This is a genomic window from Bosea sp. Tri-49 (assembly GCF_003952665.1).
Lineage (GTDB): Bacteria > Pseudomonadota > Alphaproteobacteria > Rhizobiales > Beijerinckiaceae > Allobosea.
Map to the genome: position 1 here is coordinate 3527408 of NZ_CP017946.1, position 25455 is coordinate 3552862.

General features: G+C 67.1%; 28 protein-coding genes. 15 read left to right on the plus strand and 13 right to left on the minus strand.

Annotated elements, in window-relative coordinates; genetic code table 11:
• Positions 1-6: 6 nt before the first annotated feature.
• From BLM15_RS17195 to BLM15_RS17230, 8 genes are read left to right on the plus strand one after another with little or no spacing between them, the layout of a single operon-like run.
• Entirely contained in the window at positions 7-1050 is a 1044-nt protein-coding gene (locus BLM15_RS17195) for an ABC transporter ATP-binding protein (protein WP_126113897.1), read from the plus strand.
• On the plus strand, positions 1047-1913 hold the full coding sequence (locus BLM15_RS17200; RefSeq protein WP_126113898.1) for an ABC transporter permease: 867 nt from the start codon (positions 1047-1049) through the stop codon (positions 1911-1913). Before BLM15_RS17195 ends, BLM15_RS17200 begins: the two co-directional genes overlap by 4 nt.
• A 13-nt stretch (positions 1914-1926) precedes the next feature.
• Positions 1927-2727 (plus strand): ABC transporter permease, encoded by an 801-nt coding sequence (locus BLM15_RS17205; protein ID WP_126113899.1) that lies wholly within the window; start codon positions 1927-1929, stop codon positions 2725-2727.
• Between the two features lie 2 nt (positions 2728-2729).
• The gene (locus BLM15_RS17210; protein WP_126113900.1) at positions 2730-3863 is read left to right on the plus strand and encodes an NAD(P)/FAD-dependent oxidoreductase; all 1134 of its coding nucleotides are present in this window, start codon (positions 2730-2732) and stop codon (positions 3861-3863) included.
• Positions 3844-4152, plus strand: coding sequence for a (2Fe-2S)-binding protein (locus tag BLM15_RS17215; RefSeq protein WP_126113901.1), 309 nt, complete (start codon positions 3844-3846; stop codon positions 4150-4152). The genes BLM15_RS17210 and BLM15_RS17215 overlap by 20 nt, the downstream gene beginning before the upstream one ends.
• Complete coding sequence (locus BLM15_RS17220; RefSeq protein WP_126113902.1) at positions 4149-5609, plus strand: FAD/NAD(P)-dependent oxidoreductase; 1461 nt, start codon at positions 4149-4151, stop codon at positions 5607-5609. The genes BLM15_RS17215 and BLM15_RS17220 overlap by 4 nt, the downstream gene beginning before the upstream one ends.
• Positions 5606-6736, plus strand: a complete 1131-nt coding sequence (locus BLM15_RS17225; protein ID WP_126113903.1) for an NAD(P)/FAD-dependent oxidoreductase — start codon at positions 5606-5608, stop codon at positions 6734-6736. Before BLM15_RS17220 ends, BLM15_RS17225 begins: the two co-directional genes overlap by 4 nt.
• Positions 6737-6760: 24 nt before the next feature.
• Positions 6761-7108 (plus strand): Rid family hydrolase, encoded by a 348-nt coding sequence (locus BLM15_RS17230; RefSeq protein WP_126113904.1) that lies wholly within the window; start codon positions 6761-6763, stop codon positions 7106-7108.
• Positions 7109-7242: 134 nt separating this feature from the next.
• Here BLM15_RS17230 and BLM15_RS17235 read toward each other — a convergent pair whose 3' ends face one another.
• Genes BLM15_RS17235 through BLM15_RS17265 form a run of 7 tightly spaced genes read right to left on the minus strand, consistent with a single transcriptional unit; the run spans position 7243 to position 13808 of the window.
• Positions 7243-8550 (minus strand): TRAP transporter large permease, encoded by a 1308-nt coding sequence (locus BLM15_RS17235; protein WP_126113905.1) that lies wholly within the window; start codon positions 8548-8550, stop codon positions 7243-7245.
• Positions 8547-9095 carry a TRAP transporter small permease gene (locus BLM15_RS17240; protein WP_126113906.1) on the minus strand — a complete coding sequence of 183 codons (549 nt, stop codon included), beginning with the start codon at positions 9093-9095 and terminating at the stop codon, positions 8547-8549. The genes BLM15_RS17235 and BLM15_RS17240 overlap by 4 nt, the downstream gene beginning before the upstream one ends.
• Positions 9092-10132, minus strand: a complete 1041-nt coding sequence (locus BLM15_RS17245) for a TRAP transporter substrate-binding protein (protein WP_164547546.1) — start codon at positions 10130-10132, stop codon at positions 9092-9094. Before BLM15_RS17245 ends, BLM15_RS17240 begins: the two co-directional genes overlap by 4 nt.
• A 43-nt stretch (positions 10133-10175) precedes the next feature.
• Positions 10176-11855, minus strand: coding sequence for an FAD-dependent monooxygenase (locus tag BLM15_RS17250; RefSeq protein WP_126113908.1), 1680 nt, complete (start codon positions 11853-11855; stop codon positions 10176-10178).
• A gap of 9 nt (positions 11856-11864) precedes the next feature.
• Entirely contained in the window at positions 11865-12749 is an 885-nt protein-coding gene (locus tag BLM15_RS17255; protein ID WP_126113909.1) for a fumarylacetoacetate hydrolase family protein, read from the minus strand.
• Positions 12750-12807: 58 nt separating this feature from the next.
• Positions 12808-13233 (minus strand): nuclear transport factor 2 family protein, encoded by a 426-nt coding sequence (locus BLM15_RS17260; RefSeq protein ID WP_126113910.1) that lies wholly within the window; start codon positions 13231-13233, stop codon positions 12808-12810.
• On the minus strand, positions 13230-13808 hold the full coding sequence (locus BLM15_RS17265) for a VOC family protein (RefSeq protein ID WP_126113911.1): 579 nt from the start codon (positions 13806-13808) through the stop codon (positions 13230-13232). The genes BLM15_RS17260 and BLM15_RS17265 overlap by 4 nt, the downstream gene beginning before the upstream one ends.
• A 156-nt stretch (positions 13809-13964) precedes the next feature.
• Here BLM15_RS17265 and BLM15_RS17270 point away from each other — a divergent pair, with 156 nt between their 5' ends.
• The 7 genes from BLM15_RS17270 (at position 13965) to BLM15_RS17300 (ending at position 21171) form a co-directional block, all read left to right on the plus strand.
• Complete coding sequence (locus tag BLM15_RS17270) at positions 13965-14870, plus strand: LysR family transcriptional regulator (RefSeq protein WP_126113912.1); 906 nt, start codon at positions 13965-13967, stop codon at positions 14868-14870.
• 218 nt (positions 14871-15088) lie between these two features.
• Positions 15089-16153: a LacI family DNA-binding transcriptional regulator gene (locus tag BLM15_RS17275; RefSeq protein ID WP_126113913.1), complete on the plus strand. Its 1065-nt coding sequence runs from the start codon at positions 15089-15091 to the stop codon at positions 16151-16153.
• Positions 16150-17100, plus strand: coding sequence for a nucleoside hydrolase (locus tag BLM15_RS17280; protein ID WP_126113914.1), 951 nt, complete (start codon positions 16150-16152; stop codon positions 17098-17100). Before BLM15_RS17275 ends, BLM15_RS17280 begins: the two co-directional genes overlap by 4 nt.
• Positions 17097-18041 carry a nucleoside hydrolase gene (locus BLM15_RS17285; RefSeq protein WP_126113915.1) on the plus strand — a complete coding sequence of 315 codons (945 nt, stop codon included), beginning with the start codon at positions 17097-17099 and terminating at the stop codon, positions 18039-18041. Before BLM15_RS17280 ends, BLM15_RS17285 begins: the two co-directional genes overlap by 4 nt.
• A 59-nt stretch (positions 18042-18100) precedes the next feature.
• Positions 18101-19366: an ABC transporter substrate-binding protein gene (locus BLM15_RS17290; protein ID WP_126113916.1), complete on the plus strand. Its 1266-nt coding sequence runs from the start codon at positions 18101-18103 to the stop codon at positions 19364-19366.
• Positions 19367-19372: 6 nt separating this feature from the next.
• A complete protein-coding gene (locus tag BLM15_RS17295; protein ID WP_206438530.1) occupies positions 19373-20326 on the plus strand; it encodes a carbohydrate ABC transporter permease in 954 nt (317 codons plus the stop codon).
• Positions 20323-21171, plus strand: a complete 849-nt coding sequence (locus tag BLM15_RS17300) for a carbohydrate ABC transporter permease (RefSeq protein ID WP_126113917.1) — start codon at positions 20323-20325, stop codon at positions 21169-21171. The genes BLM15_RS17295 and BLM15_RS17300 overlap by 4 nt, the downstream gene beginning before the upstream one ends.
• A 20-nt stretch (positions 21172-21191) precedes the next feature.
• On the opposite strand, the gene BLM15_RS17305 is transcribed toward BLM15_RS17300, so the two are convergent.
• The 6 genes from BLM15_RS17305 to BLM15_RS17330 form a co-directional block, all read right to left on the minus strand.
• The gene (locus BLM15_RS17305) at positions 21192-21422 is read right to left on the minus strand and encodes a hypothetical protein (protein WP_126113918.1); all 231 of its coding nucleotides are present in this window, start codon (positions 21420-21422) and stop codon (positions 21192-21194) included.
• Between the two features lie 62 nt (positions 21423-21484).
• Positions 21485-21763, minus strand: a complete 279-nt coding sequence (locus tag BLM15_RS17310) for a copper-binding protein (RefSeq protein WP_126113919.1) — start codon at positions 21761-21763, stop codon at positions 21485-21487.
• Positions 21764-21784: 21 nt separating this feature from the next.
• Positions 21785-22264, minus strand: coding sequence for a cupredoxin domain-containing protein (locus BLM15_RS17315; protein ID WP_126113920.1), 480 nt, complete (start codon positions 22262-22264; stop codon positions 21785-21787).
• A 27-nt stretch (positions 22265-22291) separates the two neighbouring features.
• Positions 22292-23728 carry a multicopper oxidase family protein gene (locus BLM15_RS17320; RefSeq protein ID WP_126113921.1) on the minus strand — a complete coding sequence of 479 codons (1437 nt, stop codon included), beginning with the start codon at positions 23726-23728 and terminating at the stop codon, positions 22292-22294.
• Positions 23729-23749: 21 nt separating this feature from the next.
• A complete protein-coding gene (locus BLM15_RS17325; RefSeq protein WP_236846332.1) occupies positions 23750-25234 on the minus strand; it encodes a TolC family protein in 1485 nt (494 codons plus the stop codon).
• The gene (locus BLM15_RS17330) at positions 25231-25446 is read right to left on the minus strand and encodes a hypothetical protein (protein ID WP_126113922.1); all 216 of its coding nucleotides are present in this window, start codon (positions 25444-25446) and stop codon (positions 25231-25233) included. The genes BLM15_RS17325 and BLM15_RS17330 overlap by 4 nt, the downstream gene beginning before the upstream one ends.
• Positions 25447-25455 lie beyond the last annotated feature (9 nt).

The following is a 25455-nucleotide window of genomic DNA, read 5'->3' on the forward strand; positions in this document are numbered from 1 at the left end:
AAGCTCATGTCGCATCTCGTCCTCGAAGGGCTGGGCAAGTCCTATGGCGCCGTCACGGCAGTGGAAGGGCTCGATCTTGCCGTGGAGCGCGGCGAGTTCGTCTCGCTGCTCGGCCCCTCCGGCTGTGGCAAGACCACGACCCTGCAGATGATCGCGGGCTTCGCCTCCGTCGATCGCGGACGCATCCTGCTCGACGGCGGCGATCTCGCCGCCGTCGCCCCCAACAAGCGTGGCCTCGGCATCGTCTTCCAGAGCTACGCGCTGTTTCCGCACATGACCGTGGCGGAGAACATCGCCTTCGGGCTCGAGATGCGTGGCATCGCCAAGGACGAACGCGAGAAGCGGACGCTGCAGGCGATGGAACTCGTCGGGCTGAAAGGCTTCGCCGAGCGCTATCCGCGGCGCATGTCGGGTGGCCAGCAGCAGCGTGTCGCGCTGGCGCGGGCGCTCGTCATCAAGCCGGCATTGCTCCTGCTCGACGAGCCGCTCTCCAACCTCGACGCCAAGCTGCGCGAGGAGATGCAGGGCGAACTGCGCCAGATCCAGCGCACGATCGGCACCACGACCATCCTCGTGACCCATGACCAGCACGAGGCGATGGCGCTGTCCGACCGGATCGTGCTGATGAACCAGGGCCGGGTCGAACAGATCGGCGCGCCCGATGCCGTCTATGGCCGCCCCCTCAGCGCCTTCGTCGCCAACTTTCTCGGCAAGACCAATGTGCTGAGGGGGCGCTGCGAAGGCCGTGATCGGGTCATCATAGACGGATTTGCCGTCACGGTCCCCGGGGCGGAAACCGGCGAGGTCGCGCTCGCCGTCCGGCCCGAGCGTCTTGCCATCGCGCCGCCCGGCGCCTCCGGCTTTCCGGCGCGGATCACAGGGCGCGTCTTTCAGGGGGCGCATTGGCTCCTGAATGCCGAGAGCGCCGCCGGGCCGCTGATCCTGATGCGCAGCAACGACGGCGGCGACGTCCCGGCAGAGGGCGACACCGTCATGGCCTCCTTCGCACCCGGCGATGCCGCGTTGCTCAAGGACGGAGCGGCGTCATGAGTCTCGTCGCCAGCGAACGTAATGCGCCCTATTGGCTCGCCGCGCCGGGGCTGCTCGTCTTCCTCGGCCTCGTCATCATCCCGCTCGGGATGACGGCCCTGCTCTCCTTCTATGACTGGGGCCAGTACAAGGGCATCGTCCCGACGTTCACGCTGAAGAACTGGGTCGAGATCGCGACCGATTCCTACTTCTTCGAAGTCTTCCTGCGCACCTTCCGCATCGCCGTCCTCGTGACGGTCGCCACGATCCTGATCGGCGTGCCGGAAGCCTATATCCTCAACCGTATGGCGCCGGGCTGGCGCAGCATCTGCATGCTGGTCGTGATCGGCCCGCTGCTAGTCTCCGTCGTGGCGCGCACGCTCGGCTGGGCGCTGCTGCTCGGCTCGACCGGCCTGGTCAATCAGGGGCTGATGGCGCTCGGGCTGATCAGCGCGCCACTCGAATTCATGTTCACCGAGACCGGCGTCGTCATCGCGCTCGCGCATGTGCTGATGCCCTTCATGATCCTGGCGGTCTGGGCCTCGTTGCAGCGGCTCGACCCGCAGATCGAGAATGCGGCCATGTCGCTCGGGGCCGGCTGGTGGACGATCTGGCGGCGCGTGATCCTGCCGCAGATCGTGCCCGGCATCCTCTCTGGCTCGATCATCGTCTTCGCGCTGGCGGCGAGCGCCTTCGCCTCGCCGGCAATCATCGGCGGGCGCCGGCTCAAGGTCGCGGCAACGCTCGCCTATGACGAGTTCCTCAACACGCTGAACTGGCCGCTCGGTGCCGCGGTGGCGATGCTGCTGCTCCTCGCGCTCGTCGCCATCATCGTCGGCTCGAACCGGTTGATCGAGCGCCGCTACGCGCAGGTGTTCGAATGAGGAGATCGTTCGAATGAGACGCAACGGCCCCCTCGCGCTCGTCTTCCACCTCCTGTTCGTGGTCTTCATGCTGGCGCCGCTCGCCATCGTCTGTGTCGTCGCCTTCACGCCGGAGGGCTACCTCTCGCTGCCGACGCGGGGGCCGAGCCTGCGCTGGTTCAAGGCGATCCTCGGCTACCCTGAGTTCCTGCGCGCCTTCTATGCCTCGCTCTGGCTCGCGGCCCTGTCCTCCACCGCGGCGATCGCGCTCGCCGTGCCGGCGGCGCTGGCGATCGCGCGCTATCGCTTCGCCGGCCGCGAGGCGATCACGGCACTGTTCATGTCGCCCCTGATGGTGCCGCATGTCGTGCTCGGCATCGCCTTCCTGCGCTTCTTCACGCAGCTCGGCCTGTCCGGCACCTTCACCGGCCTCGTGTTGAGCCACGTCATCGTCATCATGCCCTTCGCGCTCAGGCTCGTGCTCGCCGCCTCCTACGGCATCGACCGCAGGATCGAGCATGCGGCGATTTCGCTCGGCGCCGACACGATGACAGTGTTCCGGCGGGTGACGTTGCCGCTGATCCTGCCCGGTGTCGTCTCGGGCTGGCTGCTCGCCGCCATCAATTCCTTCGACGAAGTCACGATGACGGTGTTCATCGCCTCGCCGACCACCACCACGCTTCCCGTGCGGATGTTCCTCTACATCCAGGACAATATCGATCCGCTGATCGCGGCCGTCTCCACCTGCCTCATCGTGCTGACCGCCGGGCTGCTCTTCGCGCTCGACCGGCTCTACGGGCTCGACCGTCTCTTCGTCGGTTCCGGAAAGGGCTGATCATGACTACCAACGCAAACCGGAACGAGGGCGACGTCGTCGTCATCGGCGGCGGGGTGGTCGGCGCCGCCGTCGCGCTCGGGCTTGCCCGCTCGGGCGCGCGCGTCATCGTTCTCGACGAGGGCGACGTCGCCTTCCGCGCCTCGCGCGGCAATTTCGCGCTGGTCTGGGTCCAGTCCAAGGGCCTCGGCATGCCCGAATACGCGCTCTGGACGCGTCGTTCGGCCGAGGATTGGCATGGGCTCGCGGCGATCCTGCGAGACGAGGCCGGTATCGATGTTGTCCACAGCCAGCCCGGCGGCTTCGTACCTTGTCTGTCCGAGGCCGAGCTGGAGAAGCGCACCACCGCGATGCGCCGCCTGCACAATCTGCCGGGCCTCGCCGACTTCCCCTATGAGGTGCTGGGTCGCGCTGAGACGAAGCGTCGGCTGCCGGATATCGGCAAGGACGTCGTCGGCGCGCTCTACAGCCCGCTCGACGGCCATGTGAACTCGCTCAAGCTCTTTCGCGCGCTGCGCGAGGCCAGCGCGCGGCACGGCGTCGACTACCGCCCGAACCACGCGGTCGCGGCGATCGAACCCTGCGACGGGGGCTTTCGCATCCGCGGCCCCTGGGGCGAAATCGCTGCCGGTAAGGTCGTGCTTGCCGCCGGCCTCGGCAATGCGCGGCTCGCGCCGATGGTCGGGCTCGATGCGCCGGTGAAGCCGAGCAAGGGCCAGATCATCGTCACCGAGAAGACTACGCCCTTCCTGCACCATCCGATGGGCACCATTCGCCAGACTGACGAGGGCGGCGTCATGATCGGCGACAGCCAGGAGGATCGCGGCTTCGACACGATCGTTGGCCAGCCGGTGATTTCGGTGATGGCCGAGCGCGCCGTGCGCACTTTCCCGCGTCTCGCCGGCCTCAACGTTGTGCGCACCTGGTCGGCGCTACGCGTGATGAGCCCGGACGGGTTCCCGATCTACGACCAGTCGCAGAGCCATCCCGGCGCCTTCGTCGTAACCTGCCACTCCGGCGTGACCCTCGCCGCCAACCATGTCCTGACGCTCGCCCCCGCCATCCTCGCCGGTGAACTGCCCGAGATGGTCGCGAGCTTTTCCGCGCGGAGGTTCCATGTTCCGGTCCATGCGTGACGCCAAAGCTGGCGCCAGGCTCAGCTTCACCTTCGATGGAAGGCCGTTGACCGGGCGCGAGGGCGACACCGTCACGGCGTCCTTGCTGGCGAACGGCGTCACGGCCTGCCGCGAAACGCCGGTCTCGGGCGTTCCCCGCGCCCCCTATTGCCTGATGGGCGTCTGCTTCGACTGCCTCGTCGTCATCGACGGCATCGGCAACCGCCAGGGCTGCCTCGTGCCCCTGCGTGAAGGCATGCGCATCGAGACCCAGCATGGCCGACGCCAGCCCGAGGAGGTGTACGGATGAAGGCCGTGACTGCTATCGACCAACTCGCCGAAAGCTACGATCTCGTGGTGGTCGGCGCTGGCCCGGCCGGCCTGTCGGCGGCTGCCCGCGCGGCCGAGCTAGGCGTCAACGTGCTGCTCGTCGATGAGAACCCGGCACCGGGCGGCCAGATCTATCGGGCGGTCACGATGACGCCGGTCACCGACCGCAACGTCCTCGGCACCGATTACTGGCGCGGCGCCGAGATTGTAGCGCGCTTCGAACGTTCGCAGGCGAGCTATGCCGGAAGCTGCACGCTCTGGTCGATTGGGCCCGACGCGGCGGTCCCGGAAGGGGGTGGCTTCGAGATCGGCCTGTCGCTCGACGGCCGCGCCCGGCTGATCGGCGCGCGCCAGCTCATCCTCGCGACCGGTGCCCAGGAGCGACCCTTCCCGATCCCCGGCTGGACCTTGCCCGGGGTGATGACGGCCGGCGCAGCGCAGATCGCATTGAAGAGCGCCGCGATTGTCCCGGCCGGACGGACCGTGATCGCCGGCTGCGGCCCGCTGCTCTATCTGCTCGCCGGACAGCTCGCGGCCGCGGGCGCCGAGATCGTCGCGGTGCTCGACACCACGCCGCGCAGCAACTGGCTGAAGGCTGCTGCCGCGCTGCCGAACTTCCTCCGTTCGCCTTATCTCGCCAAGGGTCTGAGACTGATGGCGAAGGCGCGGCGCTCGCTGCGCTTCGTCGGTGGCGTCACCGGCCTCGCGGCCGAGGGGGCTGGCAAACTCGCAGCCGTCCGGGTCGAGCGGGGCGGCAGTATCACGACCATCGCCTGCGACACGCTTCTACTGCATCAGGGCGTCATCCCGGGCGTCAATCTCTCCAATGCCGCCGGCTGCGCGCATGATTTCGATACTGTCCAGCATTGCTGGGTGCCGCGTCTCGATGATTGGCTGACCTCATCCGTACCCGGAATCGCCGTTGCGGGCGACGGTGCTGGCATCGGCGGAGCCGAAAGCGCTGCGCTACGCGGCGAGGTCGCGGCGCTTAGCGCGGCGCACAGGCTTGGCCGCTTCGATGCCCGCGAGCGCGATCGCGAGGCGGAGCCGCTGCGCGCCAAGCTGGTGCGTGCCCTGCATGGCCGGCGCTTTCTCGACTTGCTCTACAGGCCGGCGCCGCAATTCCTTGCCCCGCGGCAGGATGAGACGATCATCTGTCGCTGCGAAGAGGTCACCGCCGGCCAGGTCCGCGACACAGCGACCCGACTCGGCGTCACCGGCCCCAACCAGATGAAGGCCTTCCTGCGCTGCGGCATGGGGCCATGCCAGGGCCGCCTCTGCGGGCCGACGGTGGTCGAGCTGATCGCCGAGGCGAACGGCACGACGCCGGCCGAGGTCGGCTATTATCGCCTGCGCCCGCCGGTGAAGCCGGTCACATTGGCCGAGCTCGCAGCCTTGCCGCAGAGCGAAGCCGCGGTGAAAGCGGTCGTGCGATGAGCGCCCAGCGCCGCAGCGCCGATGTCATCGTCATTGGTGGCGGCATCCATGGCTGCTCGACGGCGCTGCACTGCGCCTTGCGCGGCATGTCGGTGATCCTGTTGGAGAAGGATCATGCCGGCCGCCATGCCTCGGGGGTCAATGCCGGCGGCGTGCGCCAGCTCGCGCGCGATGTCGCCGAGATCCCGCTCTCCAACGCCTCGATGGCGCTCTGGCACCGCATCGCCGAGCTGGTCGACGATGATTGCGGCTTCACTTGCGACGGGCAGGTGCTCGTCGCCGAGACCGAGGCCGATCTTGAAGACTGCCGGGCGCGTGTTGATGACCTCACCCTGCGCGGCTTCCACCACGAGGAGCTGATCGACACGAAGGAATTGCGCCGGCTCGTTCCCGCCGTCTCGGAGACATGTCCCGGCGGCGTGGTCTCGCGCCGCGACGGCGCGGCGATCCCCTTGCGGGCGACGCAGGCCTTCAAGCGCAAGGCTCAGAATCTCGGAGCCACCATCCGCGAGGGTGTGAAGGTCGAGAAGGTCTCGCAGGACGGCGGGAACTGGCGCGTCACCACCGATGCCGGCGATTTCCTCGCCCCTCGCATCGTCAATGCTGCCGGTGCCTGGGCTGACCGCATCGCGGCCGATCTCGGCGAGCCAGTGCCACTCGAGGTGATCGCGCCGATGCTGATGATCACGACGCCGATGCCGGCCTTCATCAAGCCGGTTGTGATCATGCGCAGCCGCAAGCTCTCCTTCAAGCAGTTCGGCAACGGCACCGTGCTGATCGGTGGCGGCTATAGCGGCACGCCACTGCGCGACGAGAACCGCACCATCCTCGACTGGCGCAAGCTCGCGACCAATGCCAGGACGGTCTGGGACGTGTTCCCGATCATGCGCGGCGTACCCGTCGTACGGGCCTGGGCCGGCATCGAAGCCCGCATGCCGGACGACCTTCCGGTCTTCGGCGCAAGTGCCAGGCACGAGGGCGTCTATCACCAGTTCGGCTTTTCGGCCCATGGCTTCCAGCTCGGGCCGGGTGCCGGTGCGGTCATGGCTGAGATCATCGCGACCGGCGCCAGCAACGTCCCGATCGACGGGCTCGGCATCACCCGCTTCACGCAGCAGGCACACTGACCACCTCAACCCAAGGAGAAGACCATGACCATCAAGCGTTCCATCCGCACGCCGATCCAGAACCGCATCGTCGAGACCGGCGACCTCGTCTTCGTCGGCGGCGTCATCGCCGACGACACCACCCAGTCGATGGGCCCGCAGACCCAGAACATCCTGGCCAAGATCGAGGGTTATCTCGGCGAGGTCGGGCTCGACCGCAAGGCGATCGTGGCCGCGCAGATCTTCGTCACCGATCTCTCGCAGAAGAAAGAGATGGACGCCGCCTGGACCGGCTTCTTCGGCGATGACATGCCGACACGGGCGACTGTCGGTGTCGCCGATCTCGGCGGGCGTGCCTTGATCGAGGTGGTCACGACTGCAGCAAGAGCGTGACGTCAGTATGTGGCGCCGGGCTGCCCGCCGTCGCATTCGAATAACACGCAGACGTCCGCTTCCTGGCTGGGAGGCAACGTCCGCCAATGGCGTGACGGCTACAGCTTCCTGGGTCGTTGCTGAGCTCAGGCGCACTAATTGAGCGACATCGATCGGGGCAACCACAGTGCCAGATCCGGCCAGGCCAGCAGCATGGCGATCAGGACGAACGGCCCTGCCAGGAAAGGCAATACGCCGCGATACATCGCGCCGAGGCTGATCTCGGGCGCCTGGGTCCGGATCACGAAGAGGTTCATCCCGACGGGCGGGTGGATCAGCCCGATCTCGACGACGATGACGAGCAGCACGCCGAACCAGATCGGGTCGTAGCCGGTCGACAGCACCAGCGGCAGCAGCACCGGCACCGTCACCAGCACCATGCCGATGCCTTCGAGGAAGCAGCCGAGAAAGACGTAGAAGGCGATCAGCAGCAGCATCACGGCGAGCGGCGACAGACCGAGCGCCGTGATCCCCTTGACCACCGATTGCGCCATGCCGGTCTGCACGACGAAATAGGAGAAGATCGTCGACCCCAGCACGATCAGGATGAGATTGGCGGTGATCCGCGTCGTCTCGGTGAAGGCGGTGGTGACGTCGCCGCGGGCGAAGCCCCTGCGCAGCAGGCCGAGCAGCAGCGCGCCGAAGGCACCGACGGCGGCCGCCTCGGTCGGGCTGAACCAGCCGAGATAGATGCCGCCGAAGGTGACGAGGAAGAGCGCCGCCACATCCCAGATGTTCAGGACGAGCCGGAACGCCTGCGCCTTGCCTTCGCTCGGCAGCTTCGGCGCCGCCTCCGGCCGCAAACGGACCCAGACCCACACCGTGATGAGATAGAGCCCGGTCAGGACGAGGCCGGGGATCAGCGCGGCGGCGAACAGCTTGATGATCGAGAGCTGGGCGATGATGCCGTAGATCATCAGGATGAGAGACGGTGGGATCAGGATGCCGAGCGTGCCACCGGCTGCGACCACACCGGCCGCGAGCGCCGGCGAATAGCCGGCCTTGAGCATTTGCGGGATCGAGATCCGGCTCATCGTCGCAGCCGTCGCCAGCGAGGAGCCGCAGACCGCGCCGAAGGCAGCGGAGGCGCCGACCGCCGCCATGGCGAGCGAGCCGCGCATGCCGGCGAAGATCGCATTGCTCGCCCGGAACAGGTCGCCTGAAAGGCCGGCCATCGTCGCGAGTGCGCCCATCAGCGTGAACAGCGGCAGGACCGAGAGCGTATAGGCGGAGGAAAGCTCGAGCGGCACCGCGCCGAAAACGAGGCGCGCCTTGGCGAAGCCGTCGATCGCAGCATAGCCGACGAAGCCGACGAGGCCGAGCGCAACGCCGACCGGAATGCGCACCAGGATCATGCCGACCAGCGTCGCCATGCCGATCAGGCCGATGGAGGTCGCGCTCATGATGCGGCTCCATTGCTGCCGTGCAGGGCCTGAGGATTGGGATCAGCAGTGCCAGCGGCGGCGCGCGGGAAGGCGCGGACCTGTCCGACCGCGCGGCCGAGCACGACGAAGACCGAGACGACCAGCGCCAGCTCGATAGCCAGCAGCAGCAGGAAGATCGGCACCGGCAGGTCCGGCTTCTGGTCACCGAAGCGATAGGCGTCGGCGAGCGGCTGGATCAAGGTCGCGGCCAGCAGGACGAGGAAAGCGAGCGTCGCGATCTCGCCGGCGAGCCGCATCGCAGCCAGGGTTCGAGGACGAACCATGGTGTCGAACAGGTCGACCTTGATCTGCTCGTCGCGGCGGAAGCATTCCGGCAGGGCGAGGAAGGCGACGAGCACCAGCGTGACCTCGACGAGGTCGAGCGTGCCGTGCAGCGGCTTGTTGAAGACGAGCCGAGCGCCGATGTCGATCATCGTCCAAAGCACCATGACGGCGAGGGCCAGCGCTCCGGCCATGGTCAATAGTCGCGCCGGATCGAGATGGCGGAGCTTCCCGGCGCTCATTTGGCGGCACCGACGGCTGCGCGCAGCTCGTCATAGAACTGCCTGGCCTTGATGCCCTTGGCCTCGACCCTTGCGATGAAGCTCGCAGTGATCGGCTTGGCAAGTTCCTCGAAGGCGGCCCGCTCGGCACCGCTGAGTTCGGGGATCTCCGCATTGGCGGCGCGCAGATAGGTGCGGCCTTCCTCCTCCGCCTGGTCGTAGACCGCCCCGACCTTGCGGGCGGCCGCCGGGCCGGTGGTGTCGTCGATCAGCTTGCGTAGGTCCTCCGGCAGGGATTTGTACTTCTCGGCGTTCATCACTAGCGCGAAGGTGCCGGCGGCGGCGTCGAGCTGCGTCACCGATTTGACGCTCTCGGCCATCTGGAAGGACTTCGCCGCCTCGTAATTGAAGAACATGCCGGCGATCGTGCCCTTGGAGAGCGAGTCCGCCAGCTCGGCAGGTGCGACCGCGGCGGGCGTCGCGCCCCAGGCTTCCAGCATCGCCGAGGCGATCGGGCCGTTATGGCGCATGCGCAGGCCGCGCAGGCCGGCGGGGCTCTTTACCGCCGGTCGGTTGAAGAACAGGCTCAGGGTCGGCGTCGCGATGAAGTAGAGCGGCTTGGTGCCCTCGTGCTCGGCAGCGAGCTTGCCGGAGAGCTCGGTCAAGATGCCGGAGGCTTCGGCGGTGCTCAGCGCCTTGGCGCTCGCCCCCTCGCCGCGATTGAAAGCATAGGGCAGATGCGAGATCTCGGTCAGCGGGAAGCGGCCGGGCAGGGCGCCGTGCAGGAAGAAGGCGATGTCGGCGACGCCGGTGCGGGCGAGATCGTATTGCCGCGGCATCGGCCCCATCTGCGCAGCCGGGAAGATGGCGAGCTTGAGCCGGCCATTCGAGCGCTGCGACAGCTCGGCGCCCCAGGCTTCCAGCTGCTTGTGCATCTGGTGGTTCGGCGGCAGGTAATGCGAGACCTTGAGCTCGACCGTCTGCGCCATGGCTCCCGTGCTGGCCAGCGAGACCGCCAGCGTCGCGCCGAGCAAGGCGCCGATCACTCCCCGTTTCATCCTATCCTCCCCGTTCTGTGGTCTTGTTTCTTGTGCTTGGTGACTAGGCGGCCGTGGCCGGTATCCCGATCGCAGCGTCCGGCCTCGTCCGGCCGGTGACGATGGCGAGCAGCGCCTCGCAATCGGCCGGAAGCGCATCGCCGCGCCAGGCGACGTGCTGGTCCGGCCGGATCAGGGCGAAGCGCGCGCCATAGCGGGCGGGCAGGCGCCGATCACCCGGCAGCAGCAACTTCGCCGGCACGCCGAGACGGGTCGCGGCGGCGATCAACGGTGCTGCGCCCGTCCCGTCGCCGGCAGTGGTCAGCAAGGTGAACCCCTGGCCGAAATGGTCGTAAAGTGATGAGCCGTCGGCGAGCCAGAGATGCGGTGCCAGGCACCCCGGATGAGCGGAGGGCACATAGAGCATGAAATGCTCGACCGGCGGCGCGCTGCCATCGGGCACGATGATCGGAGAATCCTCGTAGCGCGTGCCGAGCACGATGCCAAGCGTGCGGAATTCGCGCAGCTTGGTCGCCTCGATCAGCTCGCCGACCTCACGCCGCGTGGCGTCGCCGAGCGGGCCCGGCTCCTCCAGCCCCTGGCGGACGAGCTGGTTGCCGACGGCGCCGTAATTGATCACCGCTTCGGCGATGGTGCGCTCATGCACCTTGCGCCGCTCCGCCGCATAGCTCGCGAGCAGCTCCGGCCCACCCCAGCCCTGCAGCACCGCCGCCAGCTTCCAGCCGAGATCGACCGCGTCGCCGATGCCCATGTTCATGCCGAAGCCACCGAAGGGCGGATGCAGGTGGCAGGCATCGCCGGCGAGGAAGACGCGGCCCTTGTCGTAGCGGTCGGCGACGAGGCGATGCGCGACCCAGGGATCGCGGCCGACGATCTCGATCTCGAGGTCGGCAAGGCCGGTGCCGCGGCGAATGAGCTCGACGGGATCGACGCTGGCCGGATCGACATCGTTGGCGAGCTTGGTCGCCATGAAGAACCAGAGGCCCTGGCTGTCCATCGGACCGAGGAGGGACGGCACCTCCTCGTTGACCATCCAGTACATGATCGCCGGGCCATGGGCATGGCGGGAAGCGAGATCCGGCGCGCGGAAGATGATGTTGTAGTTCTTCGAATAGGCGCCTTCGCCCTCCATCCTGGCGCCGATCGCCTCGCGCACCGAGCTGCGCGCGCCGTCTGCGCCGATCAGATAGGCGCTCGCGACCTCGCGCTCCGCGCCGCTGGTGACGTCCTTCAGGCGCGAAACGACCACGCGGCCGTCATCGGCGAAGGCGATGAGCTCGGTATTGAAGCTGATGGTGACGCCGGGCAGCGAGGCCGCGTGCTGGCGCAGCACCTCCTCCAGCACATATTGCGGCACCCATTGCGCCTCTTCCGAATAGAGGTCGTTGCGGGCGCGGCTGCCGTTCAGCGCATTGCCGAAGCGGGCGAGCTCGGGACCGTTCATCCGCGTCGCGAAGACGACGTTGGAGGGATAGTCCGGCGGGATCGGCGAGGCCGCGCGCAAGGCGTCGGCGATGCCCCAGCGGCGCAGATGCTCGCGGCTGCGGACATTGGTCGTCTTGGCGCGCGGCGAATAGCCGACGCGGTCATTGCGCTCGACCACGAGGCAGCGGATGCCGCGCTGGCCGAGTTCGATCGCGGCCGCGAGCCCGACGGGCCCGGCGCCGGCGATCAGCACCTCGATGTCCTTGCCGGTCTGGTTCACGGTTTCCTGCTCCGCCATGGTCTGCCGTCAGGCCGCAGCCTGCTTGGCCTCTTCCTGCGCGATCGGGTTGGCCAGGAGACCGATGCCCTCGACCTCGACCTCGCAGATATCGCCGGGCTTCATGAAGAGCTGGGGCTTGCGCGCCACGCCGACGCCCGCCGGCGTGCCGGTGACGATGACGTCGCCGGGCTCCAGCGTGATCGCCTCGCTGATGATCGAGATCAGGCTCGCGACGTCGAAGACCATGTCGTCGGTGCTGGCGCTCTGCACAGTTTCGCCATTGAGCCTTGTCGCGATCCTGAGACCGCGTGCTCCAGGCGGAAGCTCGTCCGAAGTGACCAGCGCCGGACCGAAGGCGCCAGTGCCGTCGAAATTCTTGCCGACGGTCCATTGCGGCGCCTTGAACTGATAGTCGCGCACCGAGCCCTCGTTGAAGACGGCATAGCCGGCGACATGGTCGAGCGCGGCCGCTTTCGGCACATGCTTGGCGCGCCGGCCGATCACGGCGGCGATCTCGCCCTCATAGTCGAGCTGGTCGGAAAGGTTCGGCCGGATCAGCGGGGCGCGATGGCCGATCAGGCTGGTCGCGAAGCGACCGAACAATGTCGGGTAATCCGGCTGCTTGAAGCCGCTCTCGGCCGAGTGGTCGGCATAGTTCAGCCCGACGCAGATGATCTTGCCGGGGCGCGGCACCACCGGCAGGAAGGTCGTGCGCTCGGGATCGAGCACCGCCGTGGCAGGCGCGCTTTCAAGTGCCCGGGCGATCGCCGCACGGGCCGCATCGCCGCCGGCGATGAAGGCGAGGATGTCGCCCGGCAGGCCCGGACCGGCCTTGCCGAGATCGATCAGATCGGCGCCGCGATAGGCGGCGAGAACAGGCTTGCCGCCGCTCAGGATGGTTGCAAGACGCATGGTTTCCTCCTCTTGGGCGCCTCCAGCCAGTGCGGCGAGGCGATGGCTGTCGGGGTCGTCAGGCGGTGCCGAACAGGACGGTCAGCCGCCGTTCGGTGAAGAGCCAGGAACCATCCGGCTCCCTGGCATAGCGATCGGCATATTCGGCGATGAGCAGTGGCGTGGCCGAGCCTTGGCCCGGCCCGTCATGGCGGTAGAGCGTCAGCGCGACCCAGCCGCGGGCCGCATCCGCAGCGAGGGGCTCGATCAGGATGTTGCTCTGGAGATGGCGCGAGCGGCGCTCGGTCATGGCAGCACGCTGGCGGCCCCATTCGGCGATGGCCGCGCGACCCACCTTGTCGGGGCCGATGCCGTAGAGCGCCCCGTCCTCTGCGAAGAGCTCGCCGACCGTGTCCGCCTCGCCATGGTCGATCAGCCAGGCATGGCGCTGGATCAATTGCTCGATGGCGAGCCGATCCTCCGGGGCGAGCCCGGCGCCGCTCATGCCGGCAATCCGAGATCGGGCGTGCCGGCGGGCTGATAGTCGCCCCGGCGCATCGCGACATGCAGGTCGTCGAAGCTCTTGCCGGCCTTGTGAGCCTGGTAGACCCGTTCCGGATCGAAGAAGGTGCCGATCGGGTTCTCGGCGAAATCCTGCGAGGAGCGCATCCATTCGCTCGACTGCTTCCAGTCGCCATAGGTGTCGGATTGCAGCTCGACGAAATTGCCCTCGGGATCCCGGTAGTAGATCGAGATCGTCATGCCGTGGTCGAGGCTGAAGGCCGGCTCGATGCCCTCGTCGCGCAGCCGGGCATAGGACGCCATCAGGTCGGCGAAGCTCTCATACTCGAAGGCGCTGTGGTGCATGCCGTTATGGCTGCGCTTGTCGGGGTCGTCGCCGAGCCCGGGCGCCGAGAGGAAGGCGACGCGGTGATTGGCCTCGTCATTGGTCGTCCAGGCATTGTTGGCGTCCCGGAAGTTCGGCCGGGCGCCGACGACCGTGCCGTACCACGCCACCATCTCGTCGAGCCGGCTCGTCTTGAAGGTGACGTGATGGAATGCGGGCTTGATGATCTCCATGCCTTCCTCCCGAAAGGGCCATCTCCCGGTTCTCCGAGGCGGCCGCTGCTTGTTCGTGAGGAATGGCTAACTCCGGCATAGATACCTGAACAGATGGCAAGATTGCAGGAGCGATAGCAAAACGGTATCGCTAGGCCGAGCTGCGAGGCCGAGCCGATGAAGCTGGATCATTTCGAGGAGGTGGTGGCGATCGCCGAGCGCGGCAGCATGCGGGCCGCAGCCCGGCATCTGCAGATCGCCCAGCCGGCCCTGACGCGCAGCCTCGCCTTGCTGGAGCGCGAGCTCGGCGCGCCCCTGTTCGAGCGCCGGGCCCGCGGCGTGGTCGCGACGCCGTTGGGCGAGGCCTTCATCGCCCGCGCCAGGTCGATTCTGACCGAGATCAGGCGCACCCGCGAGGAAGTCGAGCAGCTCAGAGGCGCCGGCACGGGCACGGTTACGGTCGGGCTCTCGATCGCGGCGCATCTCGCTTTGCTGCCGCCGAGCCTGCGCCCGTTCCGCGCGCGCTATCCCGACATCAGGCTGCATATCATCGAGGGCTTCTACCCGACGCTCGAGGAGCGCCTGCGCGACGGCACGGTCGATTTCTACATCGGCCCCGATGGCGGAGCTCAGCCGGTGCCGCAGCTCAGCCGGGAGGTGCTGTTCCACAACCGCCGCATCGTGCTGTGCCGCGCCGGCCATCCATTGGCAGCGGCGAGCTCCCTGCGCGAGCTCGTCGGGCAGGACTGGGTCACAACCTCGATCACCGCCGACGCCAGCGACGAGATCAACGCCTTCTTCGCCCGCCACGACCTGCCGCCGCCACGCCTGGCGGTCCGCAGCCAGTCGGCTCTGACCTTGCTGACCTGCCTCGCTAACAGCGATCTCCTGGCGATGGTCCCGGCACAATGGGAGCACTTCGAGATGACCGGCAAGGCTTTGACCACGATCAGGGTCGGGGAAGAACTGACAGCGCCACCGCTAGTCCTGGTCCGGCGTGCCGACCTGCCATTGACCCCCGCCGCCATGCACCTGCTCGACCTTATGCGCCGGGCCACCTCTCGCCTGACTGCCAAGCCATAACTCCGGACCGCGCGGTGCCGGCTTCGTCGCAAAGCTTGCATACAAAACGTTTGCGCAAACGTTTTCGGATGTTACCTTCCTTGAAATGGCGCCTTCGAACGCCTCAAGGAGGACGAGTTGGCAAAGGCTCGCAGGATTTCTCGCTTCGGGCGCCGCGTCGGTGCGGCTGGCCTCGCGACGCGCCTCCGGCCGGCTCTCATCCGCCGACGGCATTGACGATGGTAACGATCAAGGATGTCGCCCGCGCAGCCGGCGTCTCGATGACCACGGTGTCTCACGCCGTCAACCGCACGCGCTATGTGAACCCCGACACGATCGAGAAGGTGCAGGCGGCGATCGACATGCTTGGCTACCAACCGAGCGATGTCGCGCGGGCGCTGAAGAGCAATCGCACCCACACCGTCGGCATGATCGTCACCAGTTCTACAAACCCGTTCTTCGCCGAGGTGATCCGCGGCGTCGAAACCGGCTGCTTCGATCGCGGCTACAGCCTGATGTTATGCAATTCCGGCGACGTCGCGCAGAAGCTCACCGCCTATCTGCGCACGCTGATGATGAAGCGTATCGATGCCCTCCTGGTGATGACCAGCAATGCCAGCTCGGATTTCTTCCGCCGCATCGAGCAGATCAAGACAGTGCCGATCATCGCGCTCGACACGACGATCCCGCGCGTCGATTGCCTGATCAACGATGATTCACTGCTGGGCGGCCGGCTGGCAGGGGCGCATCTGGCCGCGAAGGGCTTTCGCCGCATCGGCTGCATCACCGGCCCGGCCGATCACCCGCGCAGTGCCGAACGCCTCGCCGGCTTCACCGCAGCGCTGACCGAGGCGGGCATGCCGCTCGATCCGTCTTTCAGGATCCAATCCGACCTCACCGTCGGCGGCGGCCATGCGGCGATGGTCGAGCTGTTCGCCCGTCGCGGCAGCGAGCGACCGGATGCGATCTTCTGCTTCAACGATCTCGTCGCCATCGGCGCGATGTGCGCAGCGCAGCAGCGTGGCCTGCGCGTGCCGGAGGACCTCGCGGTTGTCGGCTATGACGATATCGACATCGCCGCCTATACCTCGCCGCCGCTGACGACCATCCGCCAGCCAGCCTACGATATCGGCGTCAAGGCGGCCGAATTGCTCGTCGGCCTGCTCGACCACGGCCAGCCGCTGCCGCGCGCGTTGGCGCTGGAGCCGGTGCTGGTCGAGCGCCTCTCGGTGACCGCTGCGCCGGGCCCCGGCCGCGCCGCACTCGACTCTTCTGATCCGACGAACCCTGGAAGGCTCGCATGACGCGCTACATCATCGATTGCGATCCCGGGCATGACGATGCGATGGCGATCCTCTACGCTGCCGCCCATCTTGATGTCGTCGGCCTGACCACCGTCGCCGGCAACTCCTCACTAGAGAATTCGACCCGCAACGCGCTGGCGATCTGCACGCTGGCAGGCCTGAAGCTCCCAGTCGTACCGGGTCTCGACCGCGCCTTGATCGAGCCGCCGCTCGACGGCGCCTACGTCCATGGCGCGACCGGGATCGACGGCGCCGAACTGCCGGCGCCCGGCTATGATCCGCTGGACCGGCACGCCGTCGACTTCATCATCGAGACAGCCAGGGCCACACCCGGCGAACTCAGCCTGATCGCGATCGGCCCGCTGAGCAATGTCGCCATGGCGCTGCGGCTGGAGCCGCGCCTCGCCGGCTGGCTGAAGTCAATCGCGATCATGGGCGGCTCGACAACCAGCGGCAACCGCACGCCCTATGCCGAGTTCAATATCGTCTGCGACCCGGAGGCCGCGGCGATCACCTTCGCTGCCGGCGTGCCACTCAGCATGGTCGGGCTCAACGTGACGCGACAGGCCGGCATCGCCGAGCGTCATATCGAGCGGCTGCGCAAGACGGGCGGGCGCGTCTCTGCGGTCATGGCCGATCTGCTCGCCTTCTATCTCGCCAGGATGCAGGAGCGCTACGGCACGCCGACCGCGGCGATGCACGATCCCTGCGCCGTCATCCCGCTGGTCAGGCCGGGGCTGATCACCTTCCAGCCGCTGCCCGTGCATATCGAGCTCGGTGACGGCCCGTTGCGCGGCATGACCGCCTGCGACGCCCGGCCGATGCGTCGCGACCATGACCAGCCCGGCGCTAGCCGGCCGACGAACTGCGACGTCGCCGTCGCCGTGGACGGCGAGGCCTGCGTCGACGCCGTCATCGACACCATCCTCGGATATGACCGCCCATGATCCCGCTGCTCATCGACTGCGATCCCGGCCATGACGACTCCATGGCCATCCTCTATGCCGCCAGGCATTTCGAGCTGCGCGGCCTCACCACGGTGTTCGGCAACTCGATCGTCGAGAACACCACGCGCAATGCGCTGAAGATCTGCGAGCTCGCCAGGCTCGACATCCCAGTCGCCGGCGGCATGGGCGCGCCCCTGGTCGGCAGCTTCGCGCCGTCGATGATCCATGGCGCCAGCGGCCTCGACGGCGCCGACCTGCCCGAGCCGAAGCGCCAGCCGGTCGACATGCATGCGGTGACGATGATGATCGAGCAGGCGAAGAAAGCGCAGGGCGAACTCGTGCTCGCCGCCATCGGCCCGCTGACTAATGTCGCCGTGGCGCTGCGCACCGAGCCGCGGCTTGCGCACTGGCTGAAATGCATCACCATCATGGGCGGCAGCCTCGATATCGGCAACGCCGCGCCTTACGCCGAGGCGAACATCCTGAAGGACCCGGAGGCGGCGGCCGCCGTCTTCTCCAGCGATGCCGAAATCTACCTCGCCGGCCTCAACTTCACCCGCCAGGCGACCCTCGACCGCAGCCATGCCGAGATGCTGCGGCAGGTGGGTGGAGCGGTGCCCGAGACCGTCGCCGGCATGCTCGACTTCTATCTGACCCGCAACGAGGCCCGCTACGGCAAGCCGATCTCGCCGATGCACGACCCCAGTGCCTTCGTGCCCTTCGTGCGGCCGGATCTGGTCGAGCATAAGCCTTTCCACATCCAGGTCGAGCTGGCGAGCCCGCTGCTGCGCGGCATGACCGTGGCAGACCAGCGCAACGTCACGCGCCGCCCGGACGAGCCGGAGCCGCCGCGTGCCAACGTCAAGGCCGGCATCCGCATGGATGGCCCGGCTGCGACCCGGCATGTGATCGAGACGATCGCGAGCTATGGGCGCGGCTGAGCGCGTCCGGCTTCGACTGCCTGCTGCCTGCAACTGACAAGAACGATCAGGAGGATTGGATGACGACGCGCCGCACCGTTCTGAAGGGCATGACCGCAGCCGGCGGCCTGCTCGCCGCGCCGCAATTGCTGCGCGCCCAGGCCAAGACCGAGCTCAACGTGATCTGGGTCGGCTGGCCGGAGGGCCACATCACGCCGATGGCCGAGATGTTCATGAAGAACAATCCGACGATCGGCCTGAAGCTCGAGCGCATCCCGTTCAACGAGCTGTTCCCGGCGCTGGAAGTGCGCCTGCAGGCGCGCACGCCGCTGCCCGACATCTTCTTCGCCGACGGGCCGCTGACCGCCTCCTACTCGATCCGCAAGCATCTCGCCGAGCTCGACGGCATCCTCGGCAACGATCTCAGCCGCTACAGCAAGGCGGCGCTGGCGCAGGGCACCTACAAGGGCAAGTTGATGACGCTGCCCTATATCAGCAGCGGCATGGTGCTGTTCCTCAACCGCAAGCACTTCGCGGACGCCGGCGTCGCCCTGCCCGAGCCCGACGTCGCCAAGCGCTGGACCTGGGAGCAGACGCTCGAAGCTGCCAAGAAGCTGACCGACCCCGCCAAGAACCAGTGGGGCCTCGTCTTCGAGATGGCCGACCGGCCCTATCAGGCGCTGACCCTGCCGCAGTCGAAGGGCGCGCAGGTGCTGAGCGAGGACGGGCTGACCGCGACCGGCTATGTCGATTCCAAGCCCTTCATCGATGCGATGCAGTTCTACGCCGACCTTTTCAACAAGCATAAGGTGACGCCGACCGGCGTGTTCGACACCAATCTCGCGCTCGAAATGTTCGCGACCGGCCGGGCCTCGATGTATCTTGCGACGACGCCCAGCCTCGCCTCGATCTCGGCGCGCAAGGATCTCGACTGGACCGTGGCGCCGCAGCCCTATTTCGAGGGCGGCAAGGCGGTGACGCCGACCGGCAGCTGGCATATCGGCATGAACCCGCGCACCAAGCAGCGCGCCGCGGCCGAGACCTTCATCAAGGCCTTCGCCCAGCCTGAGTATGTCGAGGCGCAGGCGCGCCTGCGGCCGAACCCGCCGGTGCTGAAATCGGTCTGGGATTCGATGGGCGCCGAGCTCGACACGCCCGGCTGGCGCATCGTCCGCTCCGAGATGGAGAACACCGCCGTGCCGCGGCCGGCGACGCCGGGCTGGCTCGAATACGAGGACATCCTGCGCGGCGCCTTCCGCGAGATCCAGGGCGGCGCCAATGTCGAGCAGCGGCTGAAGAAGGCCGCCCGCGACATCGACCGCGAATTCGCCAAGTATCGCGGCTGACCGGAGATGACCGCCTTGTCCGACCGGGCTTCCGCCCCTGTCGCCGCCTCGGAGGCGCCGCGTGTCGCGCGGCGCCGCTCCGCCGATCCGATGCAGCCGCGCACGCTGGTACTGCTCGCCTTCCTCTTGCCGGCGCTGGCCTTCCTCGTCCTGTTTCGGCTGACGCCGATCGTGATCGCCATCGGCGGCAGCCTGTTCACCCAAAACCTCGCCGGCGAGACCTCCTTTGGGGGCCTGACGAACTTTGCCCAGCTCTTCGGTGACGAGCGCTTCTGGAATTCGCTGAAGGTCACGCTGATCTTCAACATCATCATCAACCCGCTGCAGATCGCGATCGCCTTCTGCTACGCGCTGCTGGTGATGGCGCCGGGCAGGGGCGTCACCTTCTTCCGTGCCGCCTTCTTCCTGCCGATGACGCTTTCCACCGGCCTCACCGCCGTTTTGTGGAACATCATGCTCGACTCCAATCTCGGGCCGGTGAACGCCATCCTCGAAGGCATCGGCATCGGCCGCCAGCCCTTCTTCCTGTCGGAGCATCAGGCGCTCGGCACCATGATCGCCATCGCGACCTGGAAGGGCTGCGGTTACTGGATGATCTTCCTGCTGGCCGGGCTCTATCGCATTCCGGGCGAGCTCTATGAGGCCGCCCGCATCGACGGCGCCAGTCGCTGGCACCAGCTCGTCCACATCACCCTGCCGCAGATGCGCCGGCCGCTCGCCTTCGTGTTCGTCGCCGATACCGCGATCAACTTCCTGTTCTTCGCGCCGGTCTACATCATCACCAAGGGCGGCCCGAACGGCGCGACCGACCTCCTGATGTTCCGCGCCTATGAGAACGCCTTCACCTTCATCAACTGGGGGCGCTCGCTGGCGCTGTCGACGATCATCCTCGTCATCATCGGCGTGATCGCCGCGATCGAGCTCAGGCTGTTCCGCGACAAGGAAGGAGCCGAGGCATGAGCGTCGATCGCCGCTCCACCATGCTGGCGCTCGGCGCCGCGCGCTACGTCACGATGTCGCTGATCGCGCTCGTATTGCTCTTGCCGCTGATCTGGCTGGTGGTCTCCTCGCTGCGCCCGCCCGCAGACATCTTCGCCCATGGCAGCCGGCTCGGCTGGGGCATGCTCATCCCCGACCGGCTGACGCTGGAGAACTACACCTCGCTCATCGGCACCGGCTTCCCGCGCGCCGTCGGCAATTCGCTCTTCGTCGCGCTGACCACAATGGTGGTCGGCGTCATCATCAACGCCGCCGCGGGCTTTGCCTTCGCGGTCTTCGATTTCCGTTTCAAGAACGTCATTTTCGCCTTCGTCCTCGCGGCGGCGATGATGCCGTTCGAGGCGATCGTCATCCCGCTCTACATCCTCGTGCAGAGTCTGGGCCTGATCGACTCTTACGCCGCGCTGATCCTGCCCGACCTCGCCAACGGCTTCGTCATCTTCATGTTCCGCCAGTTCTTCGCCGGCCTGCCACGCGAGCTCTACGAGGCGGCGCGGGTCGACGGGGCGTCATGGGGCCATATCTGGCTGAAGATCGCGCTGCCGATCTCCTGGCCGGTGGTGCTGACCGGCGGCATCATGCTGTTCATGCACCAGTTCGAGGCGTTCTTCTGGCCGCTGGTGGCGGCGCCGTCGCCGGAGCACACGCTCGTGCAGGTGGCGATCGCGCGCAATATCAGCCTGGAGGGCACGGAATGGGGTCGCTTGTTTTCCTCGACCACGCTCGCCGGCCTCGTCGCGCTCGTGCCGTTCCTGCTGTTCCAGAAGTTCTACATCCGTAACTTCGTCACGAGCGGGCTGAAGTAATCCTCGCCGCGGCGAGCCGGCTAGGGTGAATCCGCCCTGTCCCTGCGCTGGCTGGCGCTGCAACGATGGCCGTCGCACAGGACATCGAGGACCTTGTGCGCGGTGCCGAGGCAGTTGACGCGATAGGCGACGAGGGACGCCTGCTTCAGCACAGTCTCGACCCGCGGCTTGACGCAAGCGTGACCGAGCAGAATGCGCTGCAGGTCGCCATCGGAGGCGAATGCGGCGGAAAAGCTGCCGAGGAAGACCAATGCCGGGGCGCTGCCCCGGCACAGCAGGATGGACCGGCGCGATCCATCCCCGCTAGGTCGGATCACTTCGCCTTTTGGAGCTTGGTGACGGTGATCTGGCCGTTGACGCGGTCGGCGTCGAACTTGACCTTGGTTCCCGCCTTGAGCCCTTTCAGGATGGCCGGATCGCCGGCGCGGAACACCATCGTCATGGCGTCCATGTCGAGGTTCTTGATCGGGCCGTGATTGATGGTGAGCTTGCCCTGGGGCTCGTCGACCTTGGTGACCGTGCCGCTGATCGACTGCGCCGCAGCCGGCAAGGCGATGAGGATGAATGCGAGGGTGGTTGCCGTCCTGAGCATGGGATGCTCCTTTCGTGAGGCTTACTTGACGATGATCTTGCCGGTCATGCCGGCTTCGCGGTGACCGGGGATCAGGCAGGAGAAATCGAACTCGCCGGCCTTGGTGAAGGCCCAGACGATCTCGCCGGTCTTCTTCGGCGCGAGGCGCTTGGCGTTCGGATCGTCATGCTCCATGTCGGGGTTCTTTTGCATCTCGACGGCGTGCTTGAGGTTTTCCTCCAGCGTGGCCACGACGAGCTCATGATCGAGCTCGCCATTGTTGCGCAGCTGGAAACGGATCTGCTCGCCGCGACGTACTTCGATCCGGTCGGGAATGAAGGACATCTTGCCGTCCTTCTCGGCCATCGCGACCTGCACGATGCGGGCCGGCTTCTTGGGATCGCCGGGCTTGCCATAGGCGGTCTCGTCGCCATGGCCGTGCCCCGCCCCGCCGGGGCCTGCCAGGGCGGCGCCGGCAGAGAACAGGACCGCGATCGCGGCGAGCTTGAATGCTGTCGTCATGAGGCTCTCCTGCTGAGATTGATGTCTTCAGTGGTTGGAATGCGGGTTCTTCGCCGCAGGCCGCGGCTTGCCGTCCGGCCCGAGATTCGGCTTGCGCGGGTCCTTGACCCGCCATTCGGTCGGTTCGATGCCGCTGTCCGGGGAGGCGCCGCGCGGCGCCTCGGCGAGCTTCTGGCCCTTGTACTCGAAGGCGACGGTACCTTCCGGGTGCTTGAACCAGCCGGGGTCCTTGTAGTCGTTCTTGGCGAGGCTCTCGCGGACCTTCACCACCGAGAACATGCCGCCCATCTCGACCGGGCCGAACTGGGCGAAGCCCGTCATCATCGGCAAGGTGTTCTCGGGCAGCGGCATCTCCATCGAGCCCATCTCGCCCATGCCGTTCGAGCCCATCGGCATGTAGCCCGGCGCGATCCTGGCGATGCGCTTGGCCAGGTCCTTCTTGTTCACGCCGATATAGTTCTTCACCGAATGCCCCATCGCATTCATGGTGTGGTGCGATTTGTGGCAGTGGATCGCCCAGTCGCCGAGCTCGTCGGCGACGAAGTCGAAGGCGCGCATCTGGCCTACGGCGCAATCGATCGAGACCTCGTCCCAGGCCGCCGCCGGGTCGACCCAGCCACCATCGGTGCACGAGACCTTGAACTCGTAGCCGTGCATGTGGATCGGGTGGTTGGTCATGGTCAGGTTGCCGAAGCGGATCCGGACCTTGTCGTTCTTGCCGACCACGAGCGGGGCGATGCCCGGGAACACGCGGCTGTTCCAGCACCACATGTTGAACTCGGTCATCTCGGCGACGCGCGGCACATAGGAGCCGGGCTCGATGTCGAAGGCGTTGAGCAGGAAGACGAAGTCGCGATCGACGCGGCGGAAGGCCGGGTCCTTCGGATGGACGACGAAGAAGCCCATCATCCCCATCGCCATCTGGACCATCTCGTCCGAATGCGGATGGTACATGTAGGTGCCCGAGCGCCTGAGCTGGAACTCGTAGACGAAGGTCTTGCCCGGTGGGATATGCGGCTGGTTCAAGCCGCCGACGCCGTCCATGCCGTTGGGCAGGCGCTGGCCGTGCCAGTGGATCGTGGTGCTCTCCGGCAGCTTGTTAGTGACGTAGATGCGGACCTTGTCGCCCTCGACCGCCTCGATGGTCGGCCCCGGCGACTGGCCGTTATAACCCCAGAGATAGCCCTTCATGCCGGGCGCGAGTTCGCGCACCACCGGCTCGGCGACGAGATGGAACTCCTTCCAGTCGCCGTTCATGCGCCAGGGCAAGGTCCAGCCGTTGAGCGTGGCGACCGGCTGGTAGTCTGGTCCGGTCGTCGGCACCAGCGGCGCCTGCGTCGTCGCCTCGGTCATGGTCGGGGCCTCCGGCACGGCGGCGAAGGCTGTGCGTCCCGACACTGCGGTCGCTCCGGCCAGGACTAGCCCGGACGAGCCGATGAAGCCTCTGCGCGATAGCGTGGTCATGGTTCTGCTCCTTCCGCCCGCTCAGTGTCCGCCGCCGCCGGCATCGCCGCCGCCAGCTGCGGCTACCGTGGCCGGGCCGCCGCCTCCGCTGCCGCCGCCGATCAGCGCGTGCTTGAAGTCGGTATGGGCGATCCAGAAATCGCGGCGGGCATTGATCGCCGCGACATTCGAGAGGATACGGTTGCGGGCATCGGTGATGAGGTCGGTGACGTCGTTCAGCATGCCGCTGTAGTGCAGCAGCGACTGGTCTTGGATGATCTTGCGCAGCGGCAGGACGTTGTTCTGGTACTGCCGGGTGATGTCGTAATTGGCGCGATAGGCGGTATAAGCCTCGCGCGCTTCCGAGCGGGCGTTGACCGCCTTCTCCGCCAGCCTGTTGGCGGCCTGCATGTAGGTCTGCTCGGCAAGCGCGACCTTGGACTGGCCGAAATCATAGATCGGGATGTCGATCTCCAGCTCCAGCGTGCGGTTGCGGCTGGCCTCGCGCTCGACATGGCCGTCGGCGCCCACGCTGCGGCCGCGGTCATAGGTGCGGCGCCCGAGCAGGTCGATGTCGTTGACGAAGCGCGTCGCATTCGCGAGGCCGAGCGACTTTGCCAGCGTGTCGAGCTCGGCTCGCGCGATCTGGATATCGACGCGCTTGCGCAGCGCCTCGGCCTCGATCGCCTTGACTGATTGCAGCCGTGGCAACGGCGGCAAGGTGCCGACCCGGAATTTCAGATCTTCGCCCCAGAGCCCGAGCTGGCGAATGAGCCGCTCGCGTTCCTGGCTCTGCTGCTGGCGCGCCTGGGCGAGTTGCACGGTCAGTTCGGCTTCGAAGGCGAATTCGCGCGCCTGGTCGATCTTGTTGACGCCGCCGGACTCGCCGAGCCGCTTGAACAGCTCGGAGGCCGCATCGGCGGAGCCCTTGGCCTCCTGGTAGAAGGCGACCTGGGCGTTGGCGGCGACCAAGCGATAGTGTTGCCGACGCGCGTCGGCAGCGAGCCTGAGCACCGCCTCGACCGCCCGCAATTGCGCGGTCTTGAAGCGGTCGCCGGCGATCTCGGCCCTGGCCGGCAAGGTCACCAGCGCGAGCAGGCTGCCGACGATCTGGCGCTCGATCTCGACCTCGAAGCGGCCGGAGAGCTTGGAGATGCCGAAGCGCGGATTGGGCGGCAGGCTGGCCGCGACCATCTGCGCTTCGGCGATGCCGAGTTCGTTGAAAGCGGCCTGCAGGCCGCGATTGTTGAGCAGCGCGACCTGCACCGCGGCATCGGCCGTCAGCGGCTTGCGCAGGAGCTGATCGACCCGCGCCTTGGCCGTGAGCGCGATCTTGTCGTCGCTGATCTTGACGACATCCTTGCCGATCTCGGTGTAAGTCGCGGTCTGGATCGGCGCCATCCCGCCATCGGCGGAGAAACCGGCGCACCCGCCGAGCAGAACTGCCGTGCCGGCGAGCAGGCTCCAGCGCAGCAGGCGGCGACCATTCGGAAGGCTTAGAGCGGTCGGATAGGAGGGCAACATCATGATTTCGGTCCGACCTGGCGATTGAGCTCGCGCCAGTCCTTGGGCTCGGCGGGGCGGAAGCTGGCGGCGCCGGCCGTCACGCTGCGATAGGCGAGCGCGGGAACACGGACGTTCGGATCGGCCGGCCGGGCCAGATGATCTGGGACCGTGGCGGAGCAGGCGCCCAGCGCCAGACCAACCGCCATCAGCAACGGCACCTTCACCAACCTCACGACTCGGCT